The sequence below is a fragment of the Brevundimonas sp. FV2ps16 genome (assembly GCF_058681075.1).
This window is the reverse complement of record NZ_CM178728.1, coordinates 182568-209560: the sequence shown is the minus strand read 5'-3', so window position 1 is coordinate 209560 and position 26993 is coordinate 182568. Positions and strand designations below refer to the sequence as shown.

Annotated in this window: 20 protein-coding genes; 11 read left to right on the top strand and 9 right to left on the bottom strand. The window is 66.8% G+C overall.

Going from position 1 to position 26993, the window contains the following annotated elements:
* Positions 1 to 6: 6 nt before the first annotated feature.
* The 9 genes from ilvC (at position 7) to ACW170_RS00930 (ending at position 9699) form a co-directional block, all read left to right on the top strand.
* Complete coding sequence (gene ilvC, locus ACW170_RS00970; protein WP_492087842.1) at positions 7 to 1020, top strand: ketol-acid reductoisomerase; 1014 nt, start codon at positions 7 to 9, stop codon at positions 1018 to 1020.
* 19 nt (positions 1021 to 1039) lie between these two features.
* Entirely contained in the window at positions 1040 to 2752 is a 1713-nt protein-coding gene (ilvG, locus tag ACW170_RS00965) for an acetolactate synthase 2 catalytic subunit (RefSeq protein ID WP_492087841.1), read from the top strand.
* A 1-nt stretch (position 2753) separates the two neighbouring features.
* Positions 2754 to 3017, top strand: coding sequence for an ACT domain-containing protein (locus ACW170_RS00960; RefSeq protein WP_492087840.1), 264 nt, complete (start codon positions 2754 to 2756; stop codon positions 3015 to 3017).
* A complete protein-coding gene (locus ACW170_RS00955) occupies positions 3017 to 4258 on the top strand; it encodes a 2-isopropylmalate synthase (protein WP_492087839.1) in 1242 nt (413 codons plus the stop codon). The genes ACW170_RS00960 and ACW170_RS00955 overlap by 1 nt, the downstream gene beginning before the upstream one ends.
* Complete coding sequence (leuC, locus tag ACW170_RS00950; RefSeq protein ID WP_492087838.1) at positions 4251 to 5663, top strand: 3-isopropylmalate dehydratase large subunit; 1413 nt, start codon at positions 4251 to 4253, stop codon at positions 5661 to 5663. The genes ACW170_RS00955 and leuC overlap by 8 nt, the downstream gene beginning before the upstream one ends.
* Positions 5656 to 6240, top strand: coding sequence for a 3-isopropylmalate dehydratase small subunit (leuD, locus tag ACW170_RS00945; RefSeq protein ID WP_492087837.1), 585 nt, complete (start codon positions 5656 to 5658; stop codon positions 6238 to 6240). The genes leuC and leuD overlap by 8 nt, the downstream gene beginning before the upstream one ends.
* Positions 6240 to 7346: a 3-isopropylmalate dehydrogenase gene (gene leuB, locus ACW170_RS00940; protein WP_492087836.1), complete on the top strand. Its 1107-nt coding sequence runs from the start codon at positions 6240 to 6242 to the stop codon at positions 7344 to 7346. The genes leuD and leuB overlap by 1 nt, the downstream gene beginning before the upstream one ends.
* A 215-nt stretch (positions 7347 to 7561) precedes the next feature.
* On the top strand, positions 7562 to 8911 hold the full coding sequence (locus ACW170_RS00935; protein WP_492087835.1) for an ammonium transporter: 1350 nt from the start codon (positions 7562 to 7564) through the stop codon (positions 8909 to 8911).
* An 89-nt stretch (positions 8912 to 9000) separates the two neighbouring features.
* Entirely contained in the window at positions 9001 to 9699 is a 699-nt protein-coding gene (locus ACW170_RS00930) for a TorF family putative porin (RefSeq protein WP_492087834.1), read from the top strand.
* Positions 9700 to 9757: 58 nt separating this feature from the next.
* Here ACW170_RS00930 and ACW170_RS00925 read toward each other — a convergent pair whose 3' ends face one another.
* The 3 genes from ACW170_RS00925 to ACW170_RS00915 all read right to left on the bottom strand — a co-directional run bounded on the left by ACW170_RS00925 (position 9758) and on the right by ACW170_RS00915 (position 15899).
* Entirely contained in the window at positions 9758 to 12142 is a 2385-nt protein-coding gene (locus ACW170_RS00925; protein ID WP_492087833.1) for a glucan 1,4-alpha-glucosidase, read from the bottom strand.
* 9 nt (positions 12143 to 12151) lie between these two features.
* Positions 12152 to 13687, bottom strand: coding sequence for an MFS transporter (locus ACW170_RS00920; protein WP_492087832.1), 1536 nt, complete (start codon positions 13685 to 13687; stop codon positions 12152 to 12154).
* A 145-nt stretch (positions 13688 to 13832) separates the two neighbouring features.
* Entirely contained in the window at positions 13833 to 15899 is a 2067-nt protein-coding gene (locus tag ACW170_RS00915) for a glycoside hydrolase family 97 protein (protein ID WP_492087831.1), read from the bottom strand.
* Between the two features lie 103 nt (positions 15900 to 16002).
* On the opposite strand from ACW170_RS00915, the gene ACW170_RS00910 reads away from it, so the two are divergent.
* Positions 16003 to 17016 (top strand): LacI family DNA-binding transcriptional regulator, encoded by a 1014-nt coding sequence (locus ACW170_RS00910; RefSeq protein ID WP_492087830.1) that lies wholly within the window; start codon positions 16003 to 16005, stop codon positions 17014 to 17016.
* Positions 17017 to 17021: 5 nt separating this feature from the next.
* On the opposite strand, the gene ACW170_RS00905 is transcribed toward ACW170_RS00910, so the two are convergent.
* On the bottom strand, positions 17022 to 18662 hold the full coding sequence (locus tag ACW170_RS00905; RefSeq protein ID WP_492087829.1) for an alpha-glucosidase: 1641 nt from the start codon (positions 18660 to 18662) through the stop codon (positions 17022 to 17024).
* On the bottom strand, positions 18659 to 20467 hold the full coding sequence (locus tag ACW170_RS00900; protein ID WP_492087828.1) for an alpha-amylase family glycosyl hydrolase: 1809 nt from the start codon (positions 20465 to 20467) through the stop codon (positions 18659 to 18661). Before ACW170_RS00900 ends, ACW170_RS00905 begins: the two co-directional genes overlap by 4 nt.
* A gap of 284 nt (positions 20468 to 20751) precedes the next feature.
* On the opposite strand from ACW170_RS00900, the gene ACW170_RS00895 reads away from it, so the two are divergent.
* Positions 20752 to 23553 carry a TonB-dependent receptor gene (locus ACW170_RS00895; protein ID WP_492087827.1) on the top strand — a complete coding sequence of 934 codons (2802 nt, stop codon included), beginning with the start codon at positions 20752 to 20754 and terminating at the stop codon, positions 23551 to 23553.
* Between the two features lie 65 nt (positions 23554 to 23618).
* Here ACW170_RS00895 and ACW170_RS00890 read toward each other — a convergent pair whose 3' ends face one another.
* The 4 genes from ACW170_RS00890 to ACW170_RS00875 are packed head-to-tail and all read right to left on the bottom strand — an operon-like array spanning position 23619 to position 26888.
* A complete protein-coding gene (locus tag ACW170_RS00890) occupies positions 23619 to 24833 on the bottom strand; it encodes a M16 family metallopeptidase (RefSeq protein WP_492087826.1) in 1215 nt (404 codons plus the stop codon).
* 50 nt (positions 24834 to 24883) lie between these two features.
* Positions 24884 to 25585 carry an SURF1 family protein gene (locus tag ACW170_RS00885; protein WP_492087825.1) on the bottom strand — a complete coding sequence of 234 codons (702 nt, stop codon included), beginning with the start codon at positions 25583 to 25585 and terminating at the stop codon, positions 24884 to 24886.
* Positions 25582 to 25983 (bottom strand): DUF983 domain-containing protein, encoded by a 402-nt coding sequence (locus ACW170_RS00880; protein WP_492087824.1) that lies wholly within the window; start codon positions 25981 to 25983, stop codon positions 25582 to 25584. The genes ACW170_RS00885 and ACW170_RS00880 overlap by 4 nt, the downstream gene beginning before the upstream one ends.
* Positions 25980 to 26888 (bottom strand): cytochrome c oxidase subunit 3, encoded by a 909-nt coding sequence (locus tag ACW170_RS00875; protein WP_492087823.1) that lies wholly within the window; start codon positions 26886 to 26888, stop codon positions 25980 to 25982. The genes ACW170_RS00880 and ACW170_RS00875 overlap by 4 nt, the downstream gene beginning before the upstream one ends.
* Positions 26889 to 26993 lie beyond the last annotated feature (105 nt).

Sequence of the window (26993 nt, the reverse complement as noted above, 5' to 3'; positions counted from 1 at the left end):
ATTCTCATGGCCATCACCATCTACACCAACGAAGACATCAAGCCGGGCGCCATCGCCGGTCAGCGCATCGCCATCATCGGCTATGGCTCGCAAGGCCGGGCCCATGCGCAGAACCTGAAGGACAGCGGTCATGACGTGGTCGCCGGCGTCCGTCATGGCGGGACGGGCTGGAAACACGCCACCGCCGACGGTGTCCCGACCGCCGAACCGGCCGAGGCCGTCAAGGGCGCCGACATCATCGCCATCCTGACCCCCGACATGGTCCAGGGCGAGGTCTATCGCGACATCATCGAGCCGAACGCCAAGGAAGGTTCGGCCCTGCTGTTCGCCCACGGCTTCTCGATCATCTACGAGCGCATCACCCCGCGCGCCGACATGGACGTGATCCTGGTCGCGCCCAAGGGCCCGGGCGATCTGGTCCGTCGCGAGTTCCAGCGCGGCCGCGGCGTGCCCTCGCTGTTCGCCATCGAGAAGGACGTGACCGGCAAGGCCCGCGACCGGGCCATGGGTTACGCCAAGGGCAATGGCGGCGCGACCGGCGGCCTGCTGGAAACCACCTTCCGCGAAGAGACCGAGACCGACCTGTTCGGCGAACAGGCCGTCCTGTGCGGCGGCGCCAAGGAACTGGTGATGCAGGGGTTCAACACCCTGGTCGAGGCCGGCTACCAGCCCGAGATCGCCTATTTCGAATGCCTGCACGAGCTGAAGCTGATCGTGGACCTGTTCTACGAAGGCGGCATCTCGAAGATGCACCACTTCATCTCTGAGACGGCCAAGTACGGCGCAGTCGCCAGCGGCCCGCGCGTCGTCAACGAAGAGACCAAGGCCCGCATGAAGACCATCCTGGAAGAGATCCAGGACGGCACCTTCGCGCGCAACTGGATCGCCGAGAACGAGGCCGGCAAGCCGCAGTACGAAGCTTGGCTGAAGGCGGACCGCGAAAGCCAGATCGAACAGGTCGGCGCCCGTCTGCGCGAGCGGATGGCCTGGCTGAACACGCCCAAGTCCGAAGCGGCCTGAGCCCAAGCGTAAAGACCGGATGACCCTGATGACCGCCGCCGCCTTCAAATCCTCAGCCGAGGCCGCCCCGCAATCGGGCGCGCGCCTGCTGGTCTCCACCCTGGAGCGGCTGGGCGTGGAGGTGGTGTTCGGTTATCCGGGCGGCGCCATCATGCCGGTCTATGACGCCCTGGCCGGGTCCAAGCTGAAGCACATCCTGGTCCGCCACGAGCAGGGCGCGGCCTTCGCCGCCGACGCCTATGCGCGCAAGAGCGGCAAGGTCGGGGTGTGCATGGCCACCTCCGGCCCGGGCGCCACCAATCTGATCACCGGCATCGCCAATGCGATGATGGATTCGGTGCCAATGGTCTGCATCACCGGCAATGTGGCCCAGGGCCTGATGGGGACCGACGCCTTCCAGGAGATCGACATCCTGGGCGTCACCCTGCCGATCGTGAAACACTCGATCCTGGTCCGGTCCGCCGCAGATGTTCCGGCCGCCATCGAGGAGGCCTTCCATATCGCCGCCTCGGGCCGCCCCGGTCCGGTCCTGGTCGATCTGCCCAAGGACGTGCAGTTCGCCACGACTAGCGATGACTACGGCTTCCACATCCCCAACGAGACGCCGCGCATCGATCACGACGCCATCGCCGCCGCCGAGGCCGCGATCCGGGCCGCGAAGAAGCCGCTGGTCTATATCGGCGGCGGGGTGAAGATCGGCCGTGCGACCGAGGCCCTGCGCGCCTTCGTCGCGGCCACCGGCATCCCCCAGGTCTCGACCCTGAACGCCCTGGGCACCATCCCGACCGATGCGCCCGGCATGCTGGGCATGTTGGGCATGCACGGCGCTCGCGCCGCCAATCATGCGGTCCAGGACAGCGATCTGTTGATCGTCGTCGGCGCCCGGTTCGACGACCGCGCGACGGGCAAGCTGGCCGAGTTCGCGCCCAACGCCCGGATCGTCCATTTCGACATCGACGCCTCTGAAGTCGGCAAGCTGCGGGCGGCCAATGTCGCCGTCGTCGGCGAGCTGAAGGACGGGATCGAAGCCCTGACGGCGCGCATAGCCGGCGGCCCGGCCCTGGACATCCAGCCCTGGGTCGACGAGTGCGTCGACGCCGCCCGGACCAGCGCCTACCGCTATGACGCGCCCGGCGAGGGGGTCTATGCCCCGGCCCTGCTGAAAGAAGTGTCCGAAGCGGCGGGCGACGCCTTCGTCGCCGCCTGCGACGTGGGCCAGCATCAGATGTGGGCGGCCATGCACTGCCGCTTCTCCAAGCCTGAGGCCCACATCACCTCGGGCGGCCTGGGCGCCATGGGCTTCGGCCTGCCCGCGGGCATCGGCGCCAAGCTGGCCGATCCGTCGGCGACCGTCGTCACCATCGCCGGCGACGGCGGCTTCATGATGAACATCCAGGAGCTGGCGACGCTGAAGCGTTACGGCATCCCACTGAAGATCGTGCTGATCGACAACTCCTCGCTGGGGCTGGTGCGCCAGTGGCAGGAGCTGTTCTTCGCCGAGAACTATTCCGAGATCGACCTGTCCGACAATCCGGACTTCGTGAAGGTGGCCGAGGCCTTTGGCATCGAAGCCTTCCGTATCGATCGCCGCGATCAGGTGTCCGACGGCATCCAGCGCCTGCTGGCCGCCGAAGGTCCCTGCCTGGCCCATGTGGTCATCGATTCCCGAGACAATGTCTGGCCGCTGGTTCCGCCGGGCAAGAGCAACGCCGAAATGATGGAGGGCTCCTGAGATGAGCGACACGATCCACATCCAGATCGACCGCGCGGACGGTTCGCTTCAGCGTCTCATCGGCCTTGTGGAACGCCGCGGCTTCCACATCGACGGCATGAACATGGCCGACGTTCCCGGTTCGGGGGGAGCCTTCCGCCACATCGCCCTGACCGTGCGCGGCCGCGACGCGAGCCGGTGTATTGACAATTTGGGTCGCCAGATCGACCGCCTGTTCGGCGTGCGCCGCATCGGCAACGACATTATTCAATCCGAGGCCGCGTAATGACCGCCGAAAAAGTACGAGTATCCGGCGTATCCCGAACTGAGGAGATCGCCGCCGACCCCAACCGCGTCATCATCTTCGACACGACGATGCGGGACGGGGAGCAGGCGCCCGGCTTCTCCATGAGCGCCCAAGCCAAGGTGAAGATGGCCCAGGTCCTGAAGGACCTGGGCGTCGACGTTATCGAGGCCGGCTTCGCCGCAGCCTCGCCCGGCGACGAGGACTGTATCCGCCGCGTGGCCGGGGAGGTCGAAGGGCCGATCTTCTGCTCGCTGTCGCGCGCCAACGAAAAGGACATCGACGCCACTTTCCGCGCCCTGCAGCCGGCGCCCAAGTCGCATCGTCGCTGCCACACCTTCATCGGCACCAGCCCGATCCACCGCACCGCCAAGCTGAAGATGTCGACCAACGAGGTGCTGTCGACGGCCGTCCGCTCGGTCGAATACGCCGTCAGCCTGTTTGACGACGTCGAGTTCTCGGCCGAGGACGCCTTCCGCACCGAGCCCGAATTCCTGGCCGATGTGCTGGAGGCCGCCGCCGACGCCGGCGCCCGGACCCTGAACGTGCCCGACACCGTCGGTTACGCGACCCCGGAAGAGGTGCGCGAGACCTATCGCGCCCTGGCCGCGCGGATCCACAAGCGCCACCCGCACGTGATCTTCTCGGCCCACTGCCACGACGACCTGGGCATGGCGGTCGCCAACTCCCTGGCCGCCATCGAGGGCGGTGCGCGTCAGGTCGAAGGCGCGATCAACGGCATCGGCGAGCGCGCCGGCAACGCCTCGATCGAAGAGGTCATCATGGCCCTGAAGGTCCGCGAGGACCGTTACGGCGTCACGACCGGCGCCGACAGCCGCCATCTGGTTCGCGCCTCCAAGATCCTGTGCGAGATCACCGAGACGGTCATCGCCCGCAACAAGTCGGTGGTCGGAATCAACGCCTTCGCTCACGAGGCCGGCATCCATCAGCACGGCATGCTGGCCGACAGCCGCACCTATGAGATCATGCGGCCCCAGGACGTGGGCTTCGAAGGCAGCTGGTTCGTTCTGGGCAAGCATTCGGGCCGCCACGCCATCGCCAAGCGCGCCGAGACCATCGGCCGTCCCATTGAGGGCGAGCGGCTGGTTGCGGTGGTCGCCGGCTTCAAGCAGCGCGCCGACCAGATCGGCGAGATCAGCGACGCCGAACTGATCGCCATCATCGACCGTGTCGACGGCGTGACGGTGGCCCAGTATGCCTGATCCCAAAACCCTGTTCGACAAGGTCTGGGACGCCCACGTCGTGCGGTCCGAGACCGCTGACACGCCTGGGGTTCTGTATATCGACCTGCACCTGGTCCACGAGGTCACCAGCCCGCAGGCCTTCAGCGAGATCGAGGCGCGCGGGCTGAAGGTTCGCCGGCCGGACCGAACCTATGCGACCCTGGACCATTCGACCCCGACCCTGCCGGCGGGGCTGAACGGCCTGAAACCCTATGTCACCGCCCAGGCCGAGGCCCAAGTCCATCGGCTGGAGAAGAACTGCGCCGCCCACGGCGTGCCGCTGGCGGGTTGGGACTCCGATGATCGCGGCGTGGTCCATGTGATGGGACCGGAGCTGGGCCTGACCCAGCCGGGCATGACCGTGGTCTGCGGCGACAGCCATACCGCCACCCACGGCGCCTTCGGGGCCCTGGCCTTCGGCATCGGCACCTCGGAAGTCGGCCATGTGCTGGCGACCCAGTGCCTGTTGCAGCGCAAGGCCAAGGCCATGCGGGTGACGGTGACCGGTCGGCTGCAACCCGGCGTCTCGGGCAAGGATGTCGCCCTGGCCGTGATCGCCGCCATCGGCTTCGGCGGGGGCACCGGCTATGTCATCGAATACGCCGGCGAGGCGGTGCGGTCGCTGGACATGGAAGGGCGGATGACCCTGTGCAACATGTCCATTGAGGCGGGCGCCCGCGCGGGCATGATCGCCCCGGACCTGACCACCATCGATTGGCTGCGCGGCCGCAAACACGCGCCCGCCGACTATGAGGCCGCGACGGTCGAATGGCTGAAGCTGGCCACGGATCCGGGCGCGGTCTTTGACCAGGAAGTCGTCATCGACGGCGCCGCCATTCGCCCGATGGCGACCTGGGGCACGACGCCGGATGCGGGCGCTCCCATCGGCACGCCCGTGCCCCAGCCCCAGTCGGACAGCGACCGCAAGGCCATCGCCTATATGGGCTTCACGGCCGGCGAGACGACGACCAGCCAGCCGGTGGACGTGGTCTTCATCGGCTCGTGCACCAACGGCCGACTGCCCGATCTGCGCGCCGCCGCAGAGGTGCTGCGCGGCCGCAAGGTCAAGCCCGGTCTGCGCATGCTGGTGGTTCCCGGTTCGGAGGCCGTGCGTCGCGACGCCGAGGCGGAAGGCCTGCACGAGGTCTTCATCTCTGCCGGGGCCGAGTGGCGGATACCCGGCTGTTCGATGTGTATCGCCATGAACGGGGATTTCGTCGCGCCGGGTCAGCTGGCCGTCTCGACCTCGAACCGCAATTTCGAAGGCCGCCAGGGCAAGGACGCCCGCACCATCCTGGCCAGTCCCGCGACGGCGGCGGCGACGGCGGTGGCCGGGGTGCTGACCGATCCGCGCGTCTATCTGAATGAGGTCGAGCATGTCTGAGCCCTTTCAGGTTTTGACCTCCAAGACCGTGACCTTGAGTCAGGCCAATATCGATACGGATCAGATCATCCCTGCGCGCTTCCTGACCACGACCTCGCGCGAGGGGCTGGGCAAGGCGGCCTTTTATGACTGGCGCTATGAGACGGACGGATCGGAGAAGCCTGAGGCCATCCTGAACCGGATCGATCCGGCCGAACATCGCATCTTGCTGGCGGGCAAGAATTTCGCCTGCGGCTCGTCGCGCGAACACGCCCCCTGGGCCCTGTACGACTATGGCTTCCGGGCGGTGATCTCGACCGAAATCGCTGACATTTTTACATCTAACGCGTTGAAAAACGGCCTGCTGCCCATCGTCGTAAGCCAGGACGTGTGGGACGATCTGGCGTCGCAACCGGACCAACCGGTCACGATCGACCTTCAGGCCAACCAGATCCGGCGCGGCAATGCTCAGCCCGTGTCGTTTACGGTTGAATCCTTCGCGCGCGAATGCCTGCTGAACGGGGTGGACACCCTGGGCTGGCTGCAATCAAACCTGCCTGAGATCGAAGCCTTTGAGCGTTCGAGAGAGATCGTCTGATGCCCCATACCGCCCCCAAGACCTATAATATCGTCCTGCTGCCCGGCGACGGCGTCGGGCCGGAGGTTACGCGCGCCGCGCGCGACGTCCTGGCGGTCATCGGCGACTTCTACGGCCACAGTTTCAACTTCTCCGAACATCTGATCGGCGGCGCCGCAATAGACGAGACGGGCGAGCCCCTGCCGGAAGCCACAAAGGCGGCCTGCGTCGCATCCGACGCCGTGCTGCTGGGCGCGGTCGGCGGGCCCAAGTGGGACGGCGGCAAGCGCCGGCCCGAAGAGGGCCTGCTGGCCATCCGCAAGGCCATGGGCCTGTTCGCCAATCTGCGGCCGTTGCAGGTCTCGCCGGTGCTGGCGCACCGTTCGCCGCTGAAGAAGGAGATCGTCGAGGGCGTCGATCTGATCGTCTTCCGCGAACTGACGGGCGGCGTCTATTTCGGGGAAAAGACCCGCACCGCCGACCGGGCCACCGACCTGTGCGAATACACGGTGCCGGAGATCGAGCGCGTCACCCGTGCGGCCTTCCAGACCGCCCGCCAGCGCCGTGGCAAGGTGACCTCGGTCGACAAGGCCAATGTCATGGAGACCAGCCGCCTGTGGCGCGAGGTGGTGACCCGTATCCACGCCGAGGAATTCCCCGAGATCGCGCTGGAACACGCCTTGGTCGATTCCATGGCCATGCACCTGATCCGCAAGCCGCGCGAATATGACGTCATCCTGACCGAGAACATGTTCGGCGACATCCTGTCGGACGAGATCTCGGTGCTGGGCGGTTCGATCGGCCTGTTGCCGTCGGCCTCGCTGGGGACCGAAGGGCCGGGCCTGTTCGAGCCGATTCACGGCTCGGCGCCGGACATCGCCGGACAGGATCTGGCCAATCCGGTCGGAACCATCCTGTCGGCGGCCCTGCTGCTGCGTCACAGCCTGAAGCTGGAGGATGAGGCCGACTCGATCGAGGCCGCCGTGGCGGCCGTCCTCGCCGCCGGCGCCGTTACCGCCGATCTGGGCGGAGCCTTGGGCACGCGCGCGGCGACCGAGGCGGTGATCGACGCCATCCGGGCCATCCACTGGGCGGCGGCGCATCGGGTGCAAATGCACTGGGCTTGACCAAATCGGGGCTCGAATTTCGTGCCGCAAACACCGTTTGTTGGAACAACAATTAAGAGCAAAAGCCCCGCGTGACGCACGGATCATGCGGGGCTTTACTTTTTCTTAATGACCGTTGCAAGAAAGTTGCACCGTTTACGGTCAAGCCTCTTGCGTCGAACGCGATTGCAGTAAAACCTTCGCATCTGCGAGATTGCTAAGGGGGATTTTTGCTCATGTCGCGTGTCTGGAATCGACTTCCGGGAGCCGCCGCGCTCCTGCTTTTGACCATCGGGCTGTTTTATGCGGGCGGGGCCTTCGCCCAGACGCCCGAGGCGGCCCCTGCGCTTCTGGCGCACCAGTCGGCGCTCGAGCTGGACGCTGCGGGCACGGCCTGGCTGGGCACTTCGACCGCCCTGGTCCTGCTGATGACCCTGCCGGGCCTGGCGCTGTTCTACGGCGGCATGGTGCGCCGCAAGAACGTCATCGCCACCATCACCCAGTCGGTCGGCGTCTTCGCCGTCGTTTCGCTGGTCTGGTTCATCGCCGGCTACAGCATCGCCTTCGGCGCCAATCCGGACCCGGCCCTTCAGCCCTATGTCGGCAGCATCGAAATGCTGTTCCTGAACGGCGTGACCCTGGGCACGGCCAACAGCCTGCTGACGGGCATTCCCGAATATCTGTTCATCGCCTTCCAGATGACCTTCGCCATCATCACCCCGGCCCTGGTCACCGGCGCCTTCGCCGAGCGGATGAAATATTCGGGCTTGCTGCTGTTCACGGCCCTGTGGTCGCTGCTGATCTACTCGCCCATCTGTCACTGGGTGTGGGGCGGCGGCTTCCTCGGTTCGGCCGGCGTGCTGGACTTTGCCGGTGGTGCGGTCGTCCACGTCAACTCGGGCGTAGCCGGTCTGGTCTGCGCCATCTTCCTGGGCCGTCGCAAAGGCTATGGCGCTGAACCCATCCTCGCGCACAACCCGGTCCTGACCATGATCGGCGCCTCGCTGCTGCTGGTCGGCTGGATCGGCTTCAACGCCGGTTCGGCGGGCGCCGCCAACGAACTGATGGGCGTCGCCCTGCTGAACACCGTCCTGGCCGCCGCCGCCGCCGCCCTGACCTGGAAGATCATCGAACTGATCGAGAAGAAGAAGGTCTCGTTGATCGGCATGCTGTCGGGCGTGGTCGCCGGTCTGGTCGCCATCACTCCGGCCGCCGGCTTCGTCGATCCCAAGGGCGCGGTCATCATCGGCCTGATCGCCGGACCGGTCTGCTACATCTCGTCGGTCTGGATCAAGAAACTGCTGCGCTACGACGACTCGCTGGACGCCTTCGGCATCCACGGCGCCGGCGGTCTGATCGGCGCCCTGCTGACCGGCGTGTTCGCGACCACCGCGATCAACAGCCTGTCGGAAGGCGCCAATGTCGGCTCCCAGGCCCTCGGCCTGGCCTGGACCATCGCCTACAGCGCAGTCGGCACCTTCGTCATCCTCATCATCTGCAAGTTCACCACGGGCCTGCGCGTGAGCGAGGCGGAAGAAGCCGCCGGTCTGGATACCTCGCTGCACGGGGAGAGCCTCGATCACTGATGCGATCTGGACGCGGCTCCGCCGGCCGCGTCCAGCCTGCCGGGTCCGTCTCGGCTCTTAGAAACAAATATAATCAAGGGGATATGACTATGAAGTTTGGATTTTACCGTTCCGCCGCCGCTGCGGCCGCTCTCGCCGCGGGCCTGATCGGTCTAGCCGCGCCCGCCTCGGCGCAAAGCGACGTCGATGTCGCCTTTAACGTCGGCGTCTTCAGCGACTATGTCTTCCGCGGGTTCAGCCAGACCAACGAGGATCCGGCTATTCAGGGCGGCGTCGATCTGACCGCAGGCAGCTTCTACGCCGGCGCCTGGGCCTCGAACGTGGACTTCGGCGACGACACCGACGCCGAATTCGACATTTACGGCGGCTATCGGACTGAAGCAGCCGGCTTCGCCCTCGACTTCGGCGTGATCGGCTACCTCTATGCAGGAGCGCCGGATGAAACCGACTATAATTATGCCGAGTTCAAGGCAGCAGCCTCGCGCGCCGTCGGGCCCGCCACGGTCGGCGCCGCCGTTTATTATTCACCCGACTTCTTCGGCGCGGACGAGGCGGCGACCTATGCTGAAGTCAACGCCGCCTTCGCCCCCGCTGAACGGTGGACGATCTCGGGCGCCGTGGGCCAGCAATGGCTGGATGTTAGCGACGACTATGTGACCTGGAACGTCGGCGTCGCCTACGCCCTGACTGACAATCTGGCGCTCGACGTGCGCTATCACGACACCGACGTCGACGATGTCACCATCGCCGACGGTCGCGTGGTCGGCGCCCTGAAGCTGGCGTTCTGATCGCTTCCTTTCCTGAATGAAGAAGGCCCCGGAGAGCGATCTCCGGGGCCTTTTTGCATCAGCGGGCGTAGCGGCTTTCCACCGGGGCGTACCTATCCCACACCTTGCCGTCGGCCAGCGACCGCAGCAGCTTCAGATATTCAGCGTGGGTCCAGGCTAGGGGCGTGGCCGAGTCGGTGTTCTGGCCCAGGGCGTAGTCGTGGGCCGTGGGATCGCCGACCCCGTCCCAAACCTGTTCGGCCAGCATCAGGCCGTCGTTGGCGAACCGCTCCATGCCGCGCACATAGGTCTGGCGGATGGCCGCGATGTCTGCCGCGGACGGCGTCCCGTTCACGCTGACGCGAGCCAGTTCATAATGGCCGCGTTCCCCGGTGAAGAAGGGCCAGACCCGGCCGCGCTGGCCGGGGCTCATCTCGCCGCCGACGCCGTAGTTGGCGCCCGTTAGATGATCCTCGCCGTAGCCGTCCACGCCATAACGTCGCCAACCCGGGGTCTTGTCGCCCTCGGGCCCGAAGTCGTAGCGGACGCGGTAAAGGTCTTCCAGGCTCTGATCATCATAGACCGGCAGGGTGGACAGGATGTGCGGATCGTCGGCCTTGCGCACGCCGTAGCGGACCAGTTCCAGGAAGCCGCCGTCCACGACCCGATCCTCGGCCGGGGCGATCTGACCATTGGCGGCGCCGATCGGGGCCTTGTCGTTCGGGTTCTCGTTTTGGGTGATGCGGATGTAGTAGCGACCGTCGCCGAAGTCGCCGGTGGTGGTGAACATCCGCTCTTCGATCTTGGACGCATAGCTGTCGGCGGCGGCCTGATAGCGGGTCGCGCCCGCCGCATCGCCCGAGGCTCGGGCCATCTCGGCGGCGACCGTCAGGCCGGCGACCACGGCGGCGGTGCTGGACGGGGAATAGCCCTGCTGCTCTTCCCAGCGTTCCTGCTGGGTGAAGGGCGGCTTGATCTCGGCCTCGTTCCACAACAGCCCGACCTTGCCGCCGTCGACCAGGAAATCGGCGGCCGGCTTCAGCATAGCGGTGTAGTGCTCGGTCATCTGGGCGTCTGACAGCCAGCCCATCTTCCATAAGCGGTAGCCCAGCATGATCGGCATAGCCGTCTGGTCCAGCTGGATCGCGACCCATTCCAGCTCCCCATCGACGTGGGTCTTTTGCAGGAACCAGCCGCCGACGCCGGTGTTGCCGGGCGTGTCCGGCCCTACCTGGACCTGGGGCAGATAGTTGAAGGCCGCCAGCGGCGTCTCCCTGTCGCCCAGGGCCGCCAGGGCCATGGCCACCTGATAGAAGTCGCGCGGCCAGACCGCCTTGTAGCCGGTCGAGGATTTCGACGCGTCCACCGTGTCGCCCCAGGGGTTCGACAACGACGCGATCAGGGCGCCGGCGTGGGTGCGGTCCTCCTGCACCTTCAGCATCAGGGCCGAGGCATAGGCCAGCTTGCCCCCGTCGGTCGCCTGTTCGGCGATCCGGGGCAGTTCGGTCAGGGAGGCGACATAGTCCTCCCAACCCGCGCGCTCACCCTCGCCGTTGAAGCGGGCCAGCACCTCGTCCAGTCCGGTCGCCAAGGCGCCGTCCGCCGCCGCCTGGGCCGCCGCCTCGCTGTCGCCGAAGCCGATAACGAAGTCGCGCTGAACGCTCTGGCCCATGCGCAGGCGCGGCAGGGCCCCGGTCATCATCGTATTGCCCGCCGTCTCGCCGGTCGAAGCATAGGTCCAGTCCAGCCTGCTGTCCTTCAGATCAGTCAGCCCGTCGGACGCACCGACGAAGCCGACGCTGGCCGCAGTGAAGGCCTCGCTGGGCTTCAGCACCAGATGCGTGTCCCCCTCCCACGCGTGGAAGTCCTGGGTTGTCACCGCGCCGTGGTCATCGACGCCGGTATTGGCGATGTGCGGCTCCAGCAGAAGATAGGGCGTGGCCTCTCCGCTGAGGGCCGTGATCCGAACGCGCAGCACAAGGGCGTTGCGGTCGGGATCGGTGAAGATGCGCTTCTCGATCTCGAACCGGCCGGCCTTGTCGCGGGTCGTGACCTTGTAGGCGGGGGACAGCGGACGCCCCTCCGCGTCCACGTGCAGGTATTCGGTCTTGGCCGTGGTGTCGTCGCCTTCCAGCGCCAGACCATCCGGCGTGACGACGGCGAAGCGCAGCGCCTTGATCTGGGCCTCGTGGATCAGGCCGTACATAGTCTCGGTCAGGACCCCGTCGGCGATCGAGAACCAGACCTTGGACACCGCCCCGGTCTGGCCGCCGTCGCGATATTGGCCGTCGACATAGGCCTCGTAGGAGGCGCCGGCGCCGGTCTTGGCGGCGCTGGACCAGGTCGGCAGATCGCCCGGCGCGCCCGGGGCGACGGCGGTTGGCGCTACGGACTGTGCAGATGCGGCCGAGGCGACGGCCAGACCGGCGGCGCCGGCCAGGCAAAGGGTTTTGAACTTACGCATGGAGAAGCCTCACGGGTTGGGCGTGGGGGAGGGGGAATGTTCGCGCACCAGCAGGGCGCTCGCGGCCGCCAGCACGAAGGAGACGGCGCCGAGCACCAGGGCCCAGATGGCCTGGCCGTCGAACAGGGTCTTCAGGATCAGGCCCAGGACGGTGGCGGCCAGCAGCTGCGGCACGACGATGAAGATGTTGAAGACGCCCATATAGACGCCCATTTTTCGGCCCGGCACCGCCGCCGACAGGATGGCGTACGGCATGGAGACGATTGAGGCCCAGGCGAAGCCGACGCCGATCATCGGCAGCCACAGCAGGCCCGGATCGCGGATGACGAAGACCCCGAACAGGCCCGCCGCGCCCAGCAGCAGCATCAGGGCATGGGTCGCCTTGCGGCCGATACGCCTGGCCAGCACCGGCAGGGTGAAGGCCGCCAGGGCCGCCACGCCGTTATAGACCCCGAACAGAACCCCGACCCAGTCGGCCCCGGCGGCATAGGCGGCCGAGGTCGTGTCGGTCGTGCCGTAGTGAACGCTGGTCACGGCGGCGGTGGTGTAGATCCACAGGGAGAACAGGGCGAACCAGCTGAAGAACTGCACCACCGCCAGGCCGCGCATGGTCTCGGGCATGCGGAAGATGTCGTTCAGGATCTCGGTGGCGGCGTTGACGATCTGGCGGCGTTGCATCATGCCGACGGCCATCTGCAACAGGCCGAAACCGGCGAAGAAGCCGGCCAGAACCAGCAGCTCCTTCTCCAGGTTCAGCGCGCCGATCAGCACGAAACCCAGCCCGCCCAGCACGGCGCAGACCAGGCCCGACGTCATCCAGCCCTGAACGCTGCGCGCCGGCGCCTCGGGCCCGTCGTCGACAGGCGCGCCCAGCGCTTCCTGTTTGGCGCGCTCGAAGGCGGCGATCTGTTCGGGGCTGTATTCTCTGGTGCTCAGCACAGTCCACAGCACGGCCGAGAACAGGCCGGCGGCGCCGACATAGAAGGCGATCTTGACCGTCAGGGGCACGACGCCGGCCTCGGCCGTCGAGGCGATGTTAAAGACGTTGGACAGCAGCCACGGCAGGACCGAGGCGAACACCGCGCCGGCGCCGATGAAGAAGCTCTGCATCGCATAGCCGGCGGTGCGCTGCTCTTCCGGCAGATTGTCGCCGACGAAGGCGCGGAACGGCTCCATGGTGATATTGATCGAGGCGTCCATGATCCAAAGCATGGCCGCGGCGAACCACAGGCCGGGGCTGTTGGGCATGGCGATCAGTGCCAGGGTGGTGGCGATGGCGCCGACCAGGAAATAGGGACGCCGACGCCCGAACCGTGTCCAGGTCCGGTCGCTGAAATGGCCGATGATCGGCTGGACCAGCAGTCCGGTCAGCGGCGCGGCGATCCAGAGGATCGCCAGCGAATCCACCTCGGCGCCCAGGGTCTGGAAGATCCGGCTGGTGTTGGCGTTCTGCAGGCCGAAGCCGATCTGGATGCCGAAGAAGCCGACGCACATGTTCCAGATCGCCAGGCCGGACAGGCGCGGGCGTTGGGCGACCAGGGTCATGTGGCGCTCCCCCAATCCGTCATCCTCGGGCTTGACCCGAGGACCGGGCGCCGGTCGGGCTGTGCATCGCCCCTTCGCATGAGCGGCTGATCATCCGGTCCTCGGGTCAAGCCCGAGGATGACGGGTTTGAGGGTTGAGGGCCGCTCATCGACGACGGCTCCGTCCCAGCGGCACAAACCGGATCGCCTGGCCGCCGCCGGGCGCCAGGGCCAGGGTCAGGACGTCGGCCGAAGTCACCTCGCGCTGCTCGACGACGATGTCCTCGCGCTTGCCGCGATAGTCGGCCTCCGGCCCATCCCGGTAGATCTCCGCGCGATAGCGGCGACCATCGCCCAGGAAGTCGAGGTGGGCGGTCAGGACGCGCGGATGCTCGTCGGTGATGGCGCCCAGGGCCCAGACATCCGACGCCCGGTCCTTGCGCGCAATGGCGACATAGTCGCCGATCTCGGCCGCCAGCACGCGGGTCTCGGCCCAGTCGCAGGGCACGTCCTTGATGAACTGGAACGGGCCGGGATTGGCCTCGTAATTGACCAGCAGGTCGGCCGCCATCTGGATCGGGCTGTAGATGACGACATAGAGGGCCAGCTGTTTGGCCCAGGTCGTCTGCACCCCGCCGGGGCTGCGCGTCTCCATGCCGAAGATGCCGGGGGTATAGTCCATCGGCCCGGCCAGCAGGCGGGTGAAGACCAGGTTCGGCTCATGCTCGGGCGGATTGCCGGGGGCGCCCCAGGCCGAATACTCCATGCCCCGCTGGCCTTCGCGGCTGATGATGTTCGGATAGGTGCGGCGCAGGCCGGTGTCCTTGAACGGTTCGTGGGCGTTGATCGCCACCTTGTGACGCGCGCCCGCCTCGACGACCTTCATGTGGTGCTGGGCCATCGCCTGGCTCTCGTGCCAGGCCATGACCATCTGGCCGTCCGGTCCGGCGACGCGCGCGCCTTGCGCGTCCGCCACATAGCCGGTCTTGACCGAATGGACGCCCAGGCGGCCGTACAGCGCCATCGCCGCCTCGAGCTGCTGCTCATAGTGGAAGGCGTTGCCGCCGGTCTCGTGGTGGCCGATCAGCTGAACGCCCTTGGAGGCGGCATAGGTCGTGACCCGTTCCAGATCGAAGTCCGGATAGGCTTCGGTGAAGCTGAAGTCCGAACCATTGGCGAACCACTGGCCGTCCCAACCCTTGTTCCAGCCTTCGACCAGAACCCCGCCGAAACCGTGCTTGGCCGCGAAGTCGATGTGCTTGATCGTGTTCTCGGTCGTCGCCCCGTGTTTGGGGCCGGAGTTCCAGCTCTTCAGCTCCAGGTGCATCTCCCACCAGACGCCGACGTACTTCATCGGCTTGAACCACGACACGTCGCCCAGCTTGTTGGGTTCGTTCAGGTTCAGGATCAGGCTCGCCTCGATCAGGCCGGCCGCTGTGTCCGACACCTGCAGCGTCCGCCAAGGCGTGTTGAACGGCGCCTGGCGCACTACGGCGGCGTTGGTCAGGCCCGGCGTCAGCTGGGCGCGGAACTTCGTCTCCTCCGACCGTCGCAGGTTCATCCCGGCGTAGTCGACGCAGGCGGCCTCGTGGATCGAGACGTGCAGGCCCGACTGGCCCTTGACCGTCATCGGCGTCTGGGCGCTGCCGACCGCGCTGATCGGCGTGCGGCTGTAGAGGTATTCCTCGCGGTTCCATTCCCAGGCCGGGCACCAGAGGGCCTCGCCGTCCTCGGCCAGGTTGAACTCGGTGATCTCCGAACCGATGCGGACCGTCTTCAGCGCGGCCTGGTCCGGGAACTCGTAGCGGAAGCCCAGGCCGTCGTCATACAGGCGGAACACCACATCGACGCGGCGTTGCAGGCCGGCGGTCTCGGCGTAGCTGACCCGCCATTCGTTGTAGTGGTTGCGGATGAACCGGCGCTCGCCCCACGGTTGCTCCCAGGTCTCGTCCACCGTCACCGGTTGGCCGGCGGTCAGGCCCAGACCGCGCTCCAGCGCCGGGGCGTCGGTCAGCAGGAAACCCAGCTTCGACGGGGCGACGACCATCCGGCCCTGACGCAGGACGGCGTACATCGGCCGGCCGTCGTTGTCGGTGAAGGCCTCGACCGTCAGGACGCCGCCGGGCGAGCTGGCGCGGGCATGGGTCGGCGTGGTCTGGGCGCGAACGCCCGTCGCTCCAAAGGCCAGGATCGAGGCGCCGCCAAGGGCCAGGAAGGATCTACGCTGCATCATGGGAACTCCGTTACGCCGCCTCTTGCCAACCGCCGCGAACGGTGGCTGAAATGTTTGCAGAAAAATTTGCAGCCAGAACAGGCTGTGCTGGGGACCCGCGACCTTGAGCCGCAAGACCACTCGACTCGAAGACATTGCGCGCCTGGCCGGCGTGTCGGTCGCCACCACCTCGCGGGCGCTGAACGACAGCCCCGCAGTCAATGACCGCACCAAGCAACTGATCTGGAAGCTGGCGAAGGAGCACGACTACCCGTTCCGCCGCTACATGCCCGCCGGCCCGATCGGGGCCCAGGGCACGATCGCCCTGGTGACGCCGCGGCCTCAGGGTCGGGAAGGCCGGATCTCCGACCCCTTCTTCCTGGAGCTTCTGGCCGGGGTGGGCGAGGCGGCGCGCGAACGCGGCTGCGACCTGCTGATGAGCCATATCTCGCCGGCCACCTATGACGAACTGGCGGCTGCGATGAACACCAGTCGCGCCGACGGCGTGATCTTCCTGGGCCAGTCCAGCCTGCACGGCGCCTTCAACCGGCTGGCGGCGGGCGATTATCGCTTCGTGGTCTGGGGCGCCGACCTGCCGGAACAGGACTATTGCTCCATCGGCTCCGACAACTTCTCGGGCGGTCGTCGCGCGACCTCGCATCTGGCGCGGCTGGGGCGCACGCGGATCGTGTTTCTGGGCGACCTCGATCCGCCCGAGGCGATGCAGAGGCACCGGGGCTATCTGGAGGCGCTGGAGACGGCGGGACTGTCGGTCGACGCCGAACTGATCGTCCCCGCCCATTTCGAGGTCGAGTCCGCCGAGGCGGCCGTGGACGCGCTGGTTCGTCGGGGCGTGCGGTTCGACGGCGTGGTGGCGGCGTCCGACCAGATCGCCCTGGGCGCGGTGCGCGCGCTGGAGCATGCCGGACTGACCGTGCCGGGCGACGTCTCGGTGATCGGTTTCGACAATGTGCCTTTCAGCCGCTACTCGCGCCCGGCCCTGTCCACCATCGCCCAGGACACGATGAAGGCGGGCCGGCTGATGGTGTCCAAACTGCTGGACCACGGGGGCGCGACCGCCGGTCGGTCGGAACGTGTTCCCACCGATCTGATCGTGCGCGAGACCTGTGGCGGCTGACCGGCTCATGCCAGTCTGAAGACCAGCCCGGCGAGCGGCGGCAGGGTGGCGCCGTCGGCCTCGGTCCAGTTGATCGCCTCGACCCGCGTCGCCTCGGCCGGCGGACTCCAGTCGATGGGATCGTGGCCCAGATTGAAGACGCACAGAAGCCGTTCTCCGCTCCCGCCGCGCTCCTGCCGTTCGAACACCAGCAGGTGGGACGTCTCGATCGGCGCCATCCCGCCGTAGCGCAGGGCCGCATGCTGGTGGCGCAGCCGGATCATCCGGCGCGCCACCTGCAAGGTCGAGGTCGGATCGGCCTCCTGCGCATCCACCGCCAGCGGCAGGTGGCGGGCGTCGACCGGCAGCCAGGGCTCGACGGTGGAGAAGCCGGCGTTGGTCTGGCCCGCATGCCAGGGCATGGGCGTGCGGGCGCCGTCGCGGCCCAGGGTCTCGGGCCAGTTGGCGATAGCCTCGGGATCGACCAGCCGCTCGAACGGCACCTCGGCCTGGGGCAGGCCCAACTCCTCGCCCTGATAGACGAAGACGTTCCCGCGCAGGCAGACCAGCAGCAGCAGGGCCATCTCGGCGAAGGCCTTGCGGTCCCGGCCCTGGGCCCAGCGTGACACCGCGCGCGGCGCGTCGTGGTTCGAGAAGGTCCAGGACGGCCAGCCTTCGCCCTGCTGGTCCGGCCACATGGTCTCGCCCTGCGCGACCAGTTCGCTCTTCAGCGCATCTGCGTAGAGGTACAGGAAGCCGTAGGCCGAATGCAGGCGGTCATCGCCGGCCGTATATTCCTTCATCTCGCGGTCGGCGTGATCGCCGCCGACCTCCGCGACGGTGAACCGGCCCTCGTAGCTGTCGGTCAGGGCGCGGATCCGGTTCAGGAAGCCGATGATCTCCGGCTGGCTCTGATTATTGATCTTGTCCTGGAAGTCGAACGGACGGGTGCGCTTCTTGCCGTCGTTGATCGGCGGATTATCGGTCAGTTTCAGGTCGTGGATGGAGAAGTTGATGGCGTCCAGCCGGAACCCGTCCACCCCTCTGTCCAGCCAAAACCGCGCCGCCTCGATCAGGGCGTCCTGCACCTCGGGGTTCCGCACGTTCAACTGCGGCTGGGAGGCCAGGAAGTTGTGCATGTAGTACTGGCCGCGCCGGGCGTTCCAGGTCCAGGCCGGACCGCCGAACACCGACTGCCAGTTCGACGGCGGCGATCCGTCCGGCTTGGCGTCGGCCCAGACGTACCAGTCGGCGTGCGGCCCGGTGCGCGACGCGCGGCTGTCCAGGAACCAGGGGTGTTCGTCCGAGGTGTGCGAGAAGACCTGGTCGATCACCACCTTCAGGCCCAGCGCATGGGCGCGCGCCACCAGGGCGTCGAAATCGGTCAGGGTTCCGAAGATCGGATCCACGTCGCAATAGTCGGCGACGTCATAGCCGAAATCCTTCATCGGCGAGGTGAAGAAGGGCGACAGCCAGATGCCGTCCACGCCCAGCGAGGCGACATGGTCCAGATGCTGGGTGATCCCCTTCAGGTCGCCGACGCCGTCGTCGTTCGCATCGGCGAAACTGCGGGGATAAATCTGGTACAGCACCGCGCCCCGCCACCATTCAGTGTGGGCGGTCGCCGGCTGGGCGGCGGTCGCGAGATCGAGGGTGTGGGCGTTCACTTGGGCGTGCTCTTGCAGATCAGATAGTCGAGAGGGGCGATGCGGACGGCGTAGCTGGCCGGCGCCGAAGCCTGGGCCTGGCAGTCGCCGCGAACAGCTTGCCACCGCAGCGAGGCGGGCTCCACCTCAACCTGGGCCGCGACTTCGGCGGTCGAGGTGTTGAACAGGACCAGGGTTTCCTTCCCGGCCTCGTCGAGGCGGGACATGGCGAACAGACCCGGCGCGTCGCCGGCGGCGCGGACGACCTGACGCCCGTGACGCAACGCCGGTTCAGCGGCGCGGATGCGCCCCATCTCGGCGATGGCCGTATAGAGCGGGGCTTCAGTCGAATAGGCCGGCTGGCGGCCGCCGATGGGCTGCTCCGCCGCATAGACGGCCGTCTGGCTGGCGAACATGTCCTGGCGTGAGTTTCCGTAACCGCCGGCGCCGGCGAAGCCCTGTTCGTCACCGTAATAGAGGGTCGGCACGCCGCGGCTGAACATCATCAGGGCGTGGGCCAGTTTCACCCGGGCCAGGACCTCGGCCTCGTCGGCGTTCGGATTGGCCTGTTTCACGAAGAAGCCGACCCGTCCCATGTCGTGGTTGCCCAGGAAGGTCGGCAGGATGGCGGCGGTGTCCGGACCCTTGGCGTAGATCGCGTCGGCGGCGAACAGTTTGGCCAGGGTGTCGGTCCCCGACTTGCCCGAGGCGACGTCCACCGCCGTCTTCTGGAACGGGAAATCCAGCACCGCGGGATAGGCGTCCACCCGCGTGAACCGCGCCGTGACCGCCGGGTCATGGTCATAGACCTCGCCGAAGATGTGGAAGTTCGGGATCCCCTTGGTCCGCGCCCGCTCCAGCATGGCGGGGATGAAGGCCTGCCAGAACTCGGGGTTCACGTGGCGCGCGGTGTCGATGCGGTAGCCGTCGATCCCGTACTTGTCGATCCAGCCGCCGAAGATGTCGATCATGCCCTGGATCACGACCGGATCCTCGGTCAGCAGGTCGTCCAGACCGGCGAAGTCCCCGTCCAGCGAGCTCTCGCCCGTAAAGGTGCTGTCGCCCCGGTTATGATAGCGGATCGGGTCGTTCAGCCAGGCCGGAACCTTGGCGGTCTCCTCCCCCGCCGGGACATAGGGCGTATAGGCGTAGTCGGGCCGGGTCAGGCGCGAGAAGTCCCGTCCATCGAAACCCGCGTTGATCGCCGCCCCGTCCAGCCCGCCGCGGCGGGTGTAGGGATAGTCGGCCCGGCTGCGGTATTCGCAGGGCCGGTCGGGACACTCGCGATAACGGATCACGTCGGCCGTATGGTTGGCGACGATGTCCAGATAGACCTTCATGCCCCGCGCATGGGCCGCATCGACCAGGGCGCGCATCGCCGCCTCGTCGCCGAAATGCGGATCCACGGTGGTGAAGTCGGTGATCCAGTAGCCGTGGTGGGCCGCACCCGTGTAATTTCCGTGCGTCTGGACCGGCTTGTTCTTGAAGATGGGCGCCAGCCACACCGCAGTCGCGCCGAGGCCCTGGATATAGTCCAGCCGTTGAGTCACCCCGGCTAAATCGCCGCCGTGATAGAAGTCGGTGTCGGACGGATCGAAGCCGCTCTTCAGCCGCTCGGGCGCATAGCCGCCGTGGTCGTTCGACGGATCGCCGTTGGCGAACCGGTCCGGCAGCAGGAAATAGATGACCTCGTCCTGGGGCGGGCGCTGACGCAGCGCCGTCAGGGCGTCTGACGCTTGAACGGGCAGGGGAGAGGTCGAGCCCAGCAGGGCGGCAGCCATCATTATGGCGCGCTTCGGCGTCTTCCACAGTCGGTTGAGCGTCATCCTGTCGTCCTCCCTGTCCGGAAAGTGCAAAGCCTTCCAGATCGATTTGCAAGATTTTGCAGTCCCGATGCCATGTGTCAACGCGCATTAGAATGCTGCGGCGCAGCATTGGGTGGGAAGGAACGCTCAGAATAAGGGCAAATACGGGGTAAACGCCTAGCTTGAGGTGCGGCGAAAATGAGCCGCAGAGATTAACTGCTTGCAAGAATGACAAATGTTTGCATATTTTTGCGAAGGCTTCGGTTGCGACATTCAGAATCGCGACAGCCTCAGGGAGGATGACCATGTCTCAACGTCTTAACCGGCGCGTGCGCCTGATGTCGGGTGCCGCATTCGGCGCCGCCATGCTGATGGCCGTCAGCAGCGTTCACGCCCAAACCGCCGCCCCGGCCGACGACCAGGCCGCCGAAGTCGGCGAAATCGTCGTCACCGGCATCCGCCGCTCGATCGAGGCCTCGATTTCGGCCAAGGCCAACAACACCTCGATCGTCGAGGTCATTTCGGCCGAAGACATCGGCAAGCTGCCGGACGTCTCCATCGCCGAATCCCTGGCCCGCCTGCCGGGCGTGACCATGCAGCGCCTGGACGGCCGCAGCCAGCAGATCTCCATCCGCGGCCTGGGCCCGGACTTCACCACCGCCCTGCTGAACGGACGCGAACTGGTCACCACCGGCGACAACCGCGGCGTTGAGTTCGACCAATTCCCGTCGGAACTGCTGGGCAGCGTGGTCGTCTACAAGACCCCGGATTCGGCCCTGGTCGGCCAGGGCTTGGCCGGCACCGTCGACCTGCGCACCGTCCGCCCGCTGGCCTACGGCCGCCAGGCCATCGCCGTGAACTATCGTCACGAGTGGAACGACATCGGCGCCCTGAACTCCGGCACGACCGACAGCGGCGACCGCTACACGATTTCCTACATCGACCAGTTCATGGACGGGACCCTGGGCGTCGCCCTGGGTTACGCTCACATGAGCTCGCCGTATCAGTCGGAACGGTTCAACGCCTGGGGCTATCCGAACTATAGCGACGGCAATCTGCTGACCGGCGGCGTCAAACCCTATGTCATGTCGTCGGAGCTGGAGCGCGACGGCTATATGGGCGTGCTTGAATGGCGCCCGAACGATCGCATCCACTCGACGATCGACGCCTTCTATTCCGAGTTCAAGAACACCCAGGTCCTGCGCGGCATCGAATTCCCGCTGGCCTGGGGCGGTTCGGCTGAGGCTGCGTCGGGCGCCTGCGCCGCGGGCGGCAATGTTCAAAGCGCCGTCTGCCGTCCTGGCCCGTCTCTGCGCCCCGGCTATACGGTCGAGGACGGCCTGATCGTCGCCGGCACCTGGGACAACATCAAGGGCGTCGTCCGCAACGACCTGAACAAGCGTGACAGCAACATCACGGCCCTGGGCTGGAACACCGAGTTCGTCGCCAACGACGACTGGACCCTGGCGCTCGACGTCAACTATTCGAAGGTCGAGCGGAACGACATCATCCTCGAGACCAACGCCGGCACTGGCCGTAACATCAACGGCGCGCTGGACACCCTCGGCTTCGAACTGACCGATGACGGCGTCACCCGCTTCACCAGCCAGCTCGACTACGCCGACCCGACCCTGATCCGCATCACCTCAGCCCAGGGCTGGGGCAGCGACGTCATCACGGGCGGCCAGGTCGGCTATATGAACACCCCGTCCATCGAGGACGAGATCAAGGCGGTGCGCCTGACCGCGAACCGCCAACTGCACCAGAGCCCGTTCAAGTCGATCGACTTCGGCTTCAACTATTCGGAACGGTCGAAGAGCTTCGTCAACGATCAGTATTACATCGGCGTCCCGGGCGGCGGCGATCTGTTCGTGCCGTCGGAGTATCTGCTGGACCCGACCGACCTGGGCTACCTCGGCATCTCGCAGGTGCTCAGCTATGACGCCCTCGGCCTGGTCAACAGCGGCCTGCTGGACCTGGTCCGCAACCCCAACGCCGACGTCGCCGCCGGCAACTGGGAAGTCACGGAAAAGGTCTCGACCGCCTATGTCCGCGCCAACATCGATCACAATCTGTTCGGCCTGCCCTTGACCGGTAATGTCGGCATGCAGTTCGTCTACACCGATCAGCAGGGACAGGGCTTTGAGGCCCAGCAGATCAGCCAGGGCGTGGCCGCCGTCGCCGAGCTCACCGGCGGCGCGGACTATCTGGAAATCCTGCCCAGCTCAAACTTCATTCTGGAGGTCGGCGACGACATGTTCGCCCGCTTCGCCGTGGCCCGCACCCTGGCGCGTCCGCGGATGGACGACATGCGCGCCTCGCGGAACTTCTCGTTCAACGCGGGCAACAACAACGCAAACGCGACGCCGACCCAGAACTCGCCCTGGGGCGGCGGCGGCGGAAATCCCGAGCTGAAGCCCTTCATCGCCGATGTGGTCGACGTCTCGTTCGAGAAGTACTTCGCCAACCGTAAGGGCTATGTCTCGCTGGCGGCCTTCTACAAGAACCTGGAAAGCTACGTCTACACGCGTAGCGTGCTGTTCGATTTCACCGGCTATCCGACCGGCGGCGTCACGCCCGTGATCAATGAGGGTGTTCTAACGACGCCTGAAAACGGCGACGGCGGCTGGATCAAGGGTCTGGAATTCTCGGTCTCCGCGCCATTTGATATCTTCCACCCGGCGCTGGAAGGCTTCGGCGGCTTGTTCAGCGCCTCGCAGACGGACAGCGAGGTCCAGCCGGATCCCGCCAACCCGCCCACCACCCTGCCGGGCCTGTCGGAAACGGTCATGAACGGCACGCTCTACTATGAACGCTACGGCTTCCAGGGCCGCGTCTCGGCCCGTTACCGTTCGGACTTCCTGGGCGAGGTCGCCGGCTTCGGCAACGGCCGCACCCTGCGTTCAGTGGCCGAGGAAACCGTCGTCGACGCCCAGGTCGGCTACGAGTTCCAGTCCGGCCCGCTGGAAGGCCTGTCGATCCTGGCCCAGGTCAACAACCTGACCGACGAGCCGTTCAAGACCTTCGAGAACGGCGATGAACGCCGGACAATCGATTATCAGAGCTACGGCCGGACCTTCGCGGTGGGCATGAACTACCGCTTCTGATTTCTCCCCTGAGCAAACTTGGGCCGCTTCGGAAACGAGGCGGCCCTTTCTTTTGGGGCTGGGAGCTACCCCCCGAACAGCCCCGCCGCAAACGCCTCGCCCGCCGGAGCCGCCGACTTGGGCCCCAGCACGGCGCTGGCCGCCCGGCCGCCCGCCAGCATCCGCGCACCGACCGCCCGCACGTCCTCGACCGTCTGGCCTTCCAGCTGTTCGGTCATCGACAGGCTGGACCGGGGCGCGCCGAAGATCAGGGTCTGGGCCGCGTTGCGTCCCGCCCGGCTCATCGGATTCTCGTCCGACATCCACAGGCCCGCCTTCATCACCGCCTTGGCCCGCGACAGCTCCTTCTCGGTCGGCCCCGTCTCGGCCAGGGCCCGCACCTCGCCCGCCGCCACCTGGGCCAGTTCTTTCGCCCGGTCCGCCGCCGCGCCGGCGTAGATGCCCAGCACCCCCGTATCTTCATACGGCTCCTGATAGGCGTCGATGGCGTAGGCTAGGCCCCGCTCCTCGCGCGCGCTCTGGAACAGGCGCGAGGCCATGCCCCCGCCCAGGATCTCGCCGAACAACCGCATCGACGACAGGGCCGGGTCGGTCGCCGACAGGGCCGGCAGCTGGAACACCAGATTGGCCTGTTCGATCTTGCGCGTCAGGGCCGCATGCCCGCCGACAAACAGGGCCGGCGCCGGCGCCTCGACGGGGGTCGCCGCCGCCGCGCCGAACCAACGCTCGGCCAGGGCCAGCAGTTCGCCCTCCTCGACCGCGCCGGAGACCGACACCACCATCCGGTCGGGCGAATACAACCGCGCCCGCCAGGCCTCGACCGTCGCCTTGTCCGCCGGTTTCAGGCTGGCGACCGAGCCCAGGATCGGCCGGCCCAGCGGCTGGCCGGCGAAGGCGCGCGTCTGGACCATCTCGAACACATGGTCGTCGGGCGTGTCGAAGGCCTCGGCGATCTCCTGGGCCACCACGTCCTTTTCCCGCTCGATCTCGGCGGGGTCGAGCGTGGGCCGGAACACCAGGTCCGACAGCACCTGCATCGCCAGCGGCAGCGACCCGTCCAGGCCCCGCACCTCGAAACTGGTCCGCTCATAGCCGGTCGAGGCGTTGATCGTGCCGCCCTCGGCCTCGATCCGTTCGACGATCTCGCGCGCGGCCATGTCGCCGGCGCCCTTGAACACCAGATGCTCCAGCAGGTGCGACCAGCCGGAGCGCTCCTCCGCCTCCCATCGCGCCCCGCCCTTGACGGTGACGACGACGGCCAAGGTCTTCAGGCCGGGCATAGGGTCGCAGATGACGCGAACGCCGTTGGACAGGGTGTGCAGGGAAGCCGTCAGGGGATGTCTTTCTTGGTTCGACGTCGAAGCAGGGCCACATAGAAGCCCGCCAGCGCAATCGCCAGTCCGAACCACGTCAGGGCGTAGCCGAAATGATTGTTGGAAAAGGCCGCCGGCGGCGCGGACGGCCTAAGGGCCGCGAACTCGGGATTGGTCGCGCTGACCGCGAACACCGCTTCGGGCCGCACCGGCCCCTGGACCTTCAAGGCCTCGGCCATAGCCGCCGTGTCGCGGCCGTAGAAGCGGCCGTTCGCCGGCGCCGGCGTCATGCCGCTGGGCGGATCGAAACTGCGGAACTCGCCGATCAGCACCAGCGGCAGGGTGGTCTCGATCACGCGCGGCCGCTCGCTCACCCCATCGGCGACGAAGCCCCGGTCGATCAGCAGGCTGAACTCCGCCCCCGCCGGTTTGCACGCCGAGATCAGCCGCACCCCGGCCTCGCCGTCATGGATCGACTGCAGCTCGACAAAGGGAGCGGTCGCGAGGCCCGGACAGACGATCAGCGCCTTCCTGAACTCCAGATCGCCCTCACCCAGCACCTGATCCAGCGGCGCAGGCGGCTTGGCCGCCGCCGCCTCCGACGCCGCGATCAGCCCCTCTTTCCACTTCAGCCGCTCGACCTGCCAGACGCCCAGCCCGATCAGCAGCGCCAGGGCGACGACCGTCAGAACGGTCAGGATCCAGGGAAACCGCCTCATGTCTGGTTCCTGTACTGCAAGCCGATCATCAGCCCCCGCCCCGGCCGCATCAGCGCCAGCGACAAGGCCACCACCAGCGGCAGCCAGACGATCAGGTGCAGCCACATGGGCGGGTGGAATTTGATCTCGACCACCAGGGCCGAAAACCCCACCACAAAGCCGGCGATCTGCATGATGAAACTGGCCGGCCCGTCGCCGGTCTGAATGGTGGTGTAGTCCAGGCCGCAGACGGAGCAGGCCGCCCCCACCTTCAGAAAGCCCGCGAACAGGGCCCCCTGCCCGCACCGGGGACAGCGCCCGCGCATCGCCGCCCGAACCGGCGTGTCGCAAACCACGACGGCGCGGGACGATCCCTCGTCCCGCGCCGTCTTGAGGTCTTCAGGGCCGTCTTCGATCAACCGAAGACGACGTAGACAAAGGCGAACAGGAACAGCCAGACCACGTCCACGAAATGCCAGTACCAGGCCGCCGCCTCGAAGCCGAAATGCTTCTGCGGGGTGAAGTCGCCGGCCAGCAGGCGGATCAGGCAGACCGCCAGGAAGATGGTGCCGATCAGGACGTGGAAGCCGTGGAAGCCCGTCGCCATGAAGAAGATCGACCCATACAGGCCCGAGTTGATGGCTTCCTCGTTGAAGAACAGGTGCTCGTGCAGGATGTGCTGATATTCGTAGGCCTGAACGCTGGTGAAGAAGACGCCCAGGATCACGGTTATGATCAGGGCGATCTTGGCGCCCTTGCGGTCGCCGACCTGGATCGCGTGGTGGGCCCAGGTCACGGTGCAGCCGCTCAGCAGCAGGGTCACGGTGTTCAGCAGCGGCAGTTGCCACGGCGACAGAACCTCGACACCTTGCGGCGGCCAGGTGGACCAGGCCTTGGCCGTATCGGCCCAGGTTCCGACTTCCGGCGTCAGGGCCCGCGATTCATGGAACAGGGCCATGTCGAAGAACATCCAGAAGAAGGCGACGAAGAACATCACCTCCGACGCGATGAACAGGATCATGCCGTAGCGCAGGCCGATGGACACGACCGGCGTATGGTCGCCCGCCTTGGATTCCTTGATCACGTCCGACCACCAGCCGAAGGCGGAGATCAGCACGCCCGCCAGACCGGCGAAGAAGACCCCCTGCCGACCCTCGGCCAGGAAGTTGGCGGCGATCGGCCCGTTCTCGGCCGGGGCCAGCCCCTTCATCCAGATCACCGCGCCGATGAACATGATCGTCGCCGCAATGGACGACAGCAGCGGCCACGGGCTGGGCGGCACGAGGTGATAGTCGTGGTGCGGAGCGGCGTGCGCGTCGGCCATGCGTTTCATCTCTATAATTAGGCTGGCGATGAACTCGCCTTATCCGCCAGCTATAACCGCGGCTTTTGCGTCGCGCCAGTGCGTCGCCGTGTTTCCGCCGCGATC

Excerpts from the sequence above, each read along its gene's own strand:
- ilvC (WP_492087842.1), top strand. The coding sequence starts at position 7 with ATGGCCATCACCATCTACACCAACGAAGACATCAAGCCGGGCGCCATC.
- ilvG (WP_492087841.1), top strand. The coding sequence starts at position 1,040 with ATGACCCTGATGACCGCCGCCGCCTTCAAATCCTCAGCCGAGGCCGCC.
- ACW170_RS00960 (WP_492087840.1), top strand. The coding sequence starts at position 2,754 with ATGAGCGACACGATCCACATCCAGATCGACCGCGCGGACGGTTCGCTT.
- ACW170_RS00955 (WP_492087839.1), top strand. The coding sequence starts at position 3,017 with ATGACCGCCGAAAAAGTACGAGTATCCGGCGTATCCCGAACTGAGGAG.
- leuC (WP_492087838.1), top strand. The coding sequence starts at position 4,251 with ATGCCTGATCCCAAAACCCTGTTCGACAAGGTCTGGGACGCCCACGTC.
- leuD (WP_492087837.1), top strand. The coding sequence starts at position 5,656 with ATGTCTGAGCCCTTTCAGGTTTTGACCTCCAAGACCGTGACCTTGAGT.
- leuB (WP_492087836.1), top strand. The coding sequence starts at position 6,240 with ATGCCCCATACCGCCCCCAAGACCTATAATATCGTCCTGCTGCCCGGC.
- ACW170_RS00935 (WP_492087835.1), top strand. The coding sequence starts at position 7,562 with ATGTCGCGTGTCTGGAATCGACTTCCGGGAGCCGCCGCGCTCCTGCTT.
- ACW170_RS00930 (WP_492087834.1), top strand. The coding sequence starts at position 9,001 with ATGAAGTTTGGATTTTACCGTTCCGCCGCCGCTGCGGCCGCTCTCGCC.
- ACW170_RS00925 (WP_492087833.1), bottom strand. The coding sequence starts at position 12,142 with ATGCGTAAGTTCAAAACCCTTTGCCTGGCCGGCGCCGCCGGTCTGGCC.
- ACW170_RS00920 (WP_492087832.1), bottom strand. The coding sequence starts at position 13,687 with ATGACCCTGGTCGCCCAACGCCCGCGCCTGTCCGGCCTGGCGATCTGG.
- ACW170_RS00915 (WP_492087831.1), bottom strand. The coding sequence starts at position 15,899 with ATGATGCAGCGTAGATCCTTCCTGGCCCTTGGCGGCGCCTCGATCCTG.
- ACW170_RS00900 (WP_492087828.1), bottom strand. The coding sequence starts at position 20,467 with ATGACGCTCAACCGACTGTGGAAGACGCCGAAGCGCGCCATAATGATG.
- ACW170_RS00895 (WP_492087827.1), top strand. The coding sequence starts at position 20,752 with ATGTCTCAACGTCTTAACCGGCGCGTGCGCCTGATGTCGGGTGCCGCA.
- ACW170_RS00890 (WP_492087826.1), bottom strand. The coding sequence starts at position 24,833 with ATGCCCGGCCTGAAGACCTTGGCCGTCGTCGTCACCGTCAAGGGCGGG.
- ACW170_RS00885 (WP_492087825.1), bottom strand. The coding sequence starts at position 25,585 with ATGAGGCGGTTTCCCTGGATCCTGACCGTTCTGACGGTCGTCGCCCTG.
- ACW170_RS00875 (WP_492087823.1), bottom strand. The coding sequence starts at position 26,888 with ATGGCCGACGCGCACGCCGCTCCGCACCACGACTATCACCTCGTGCCG.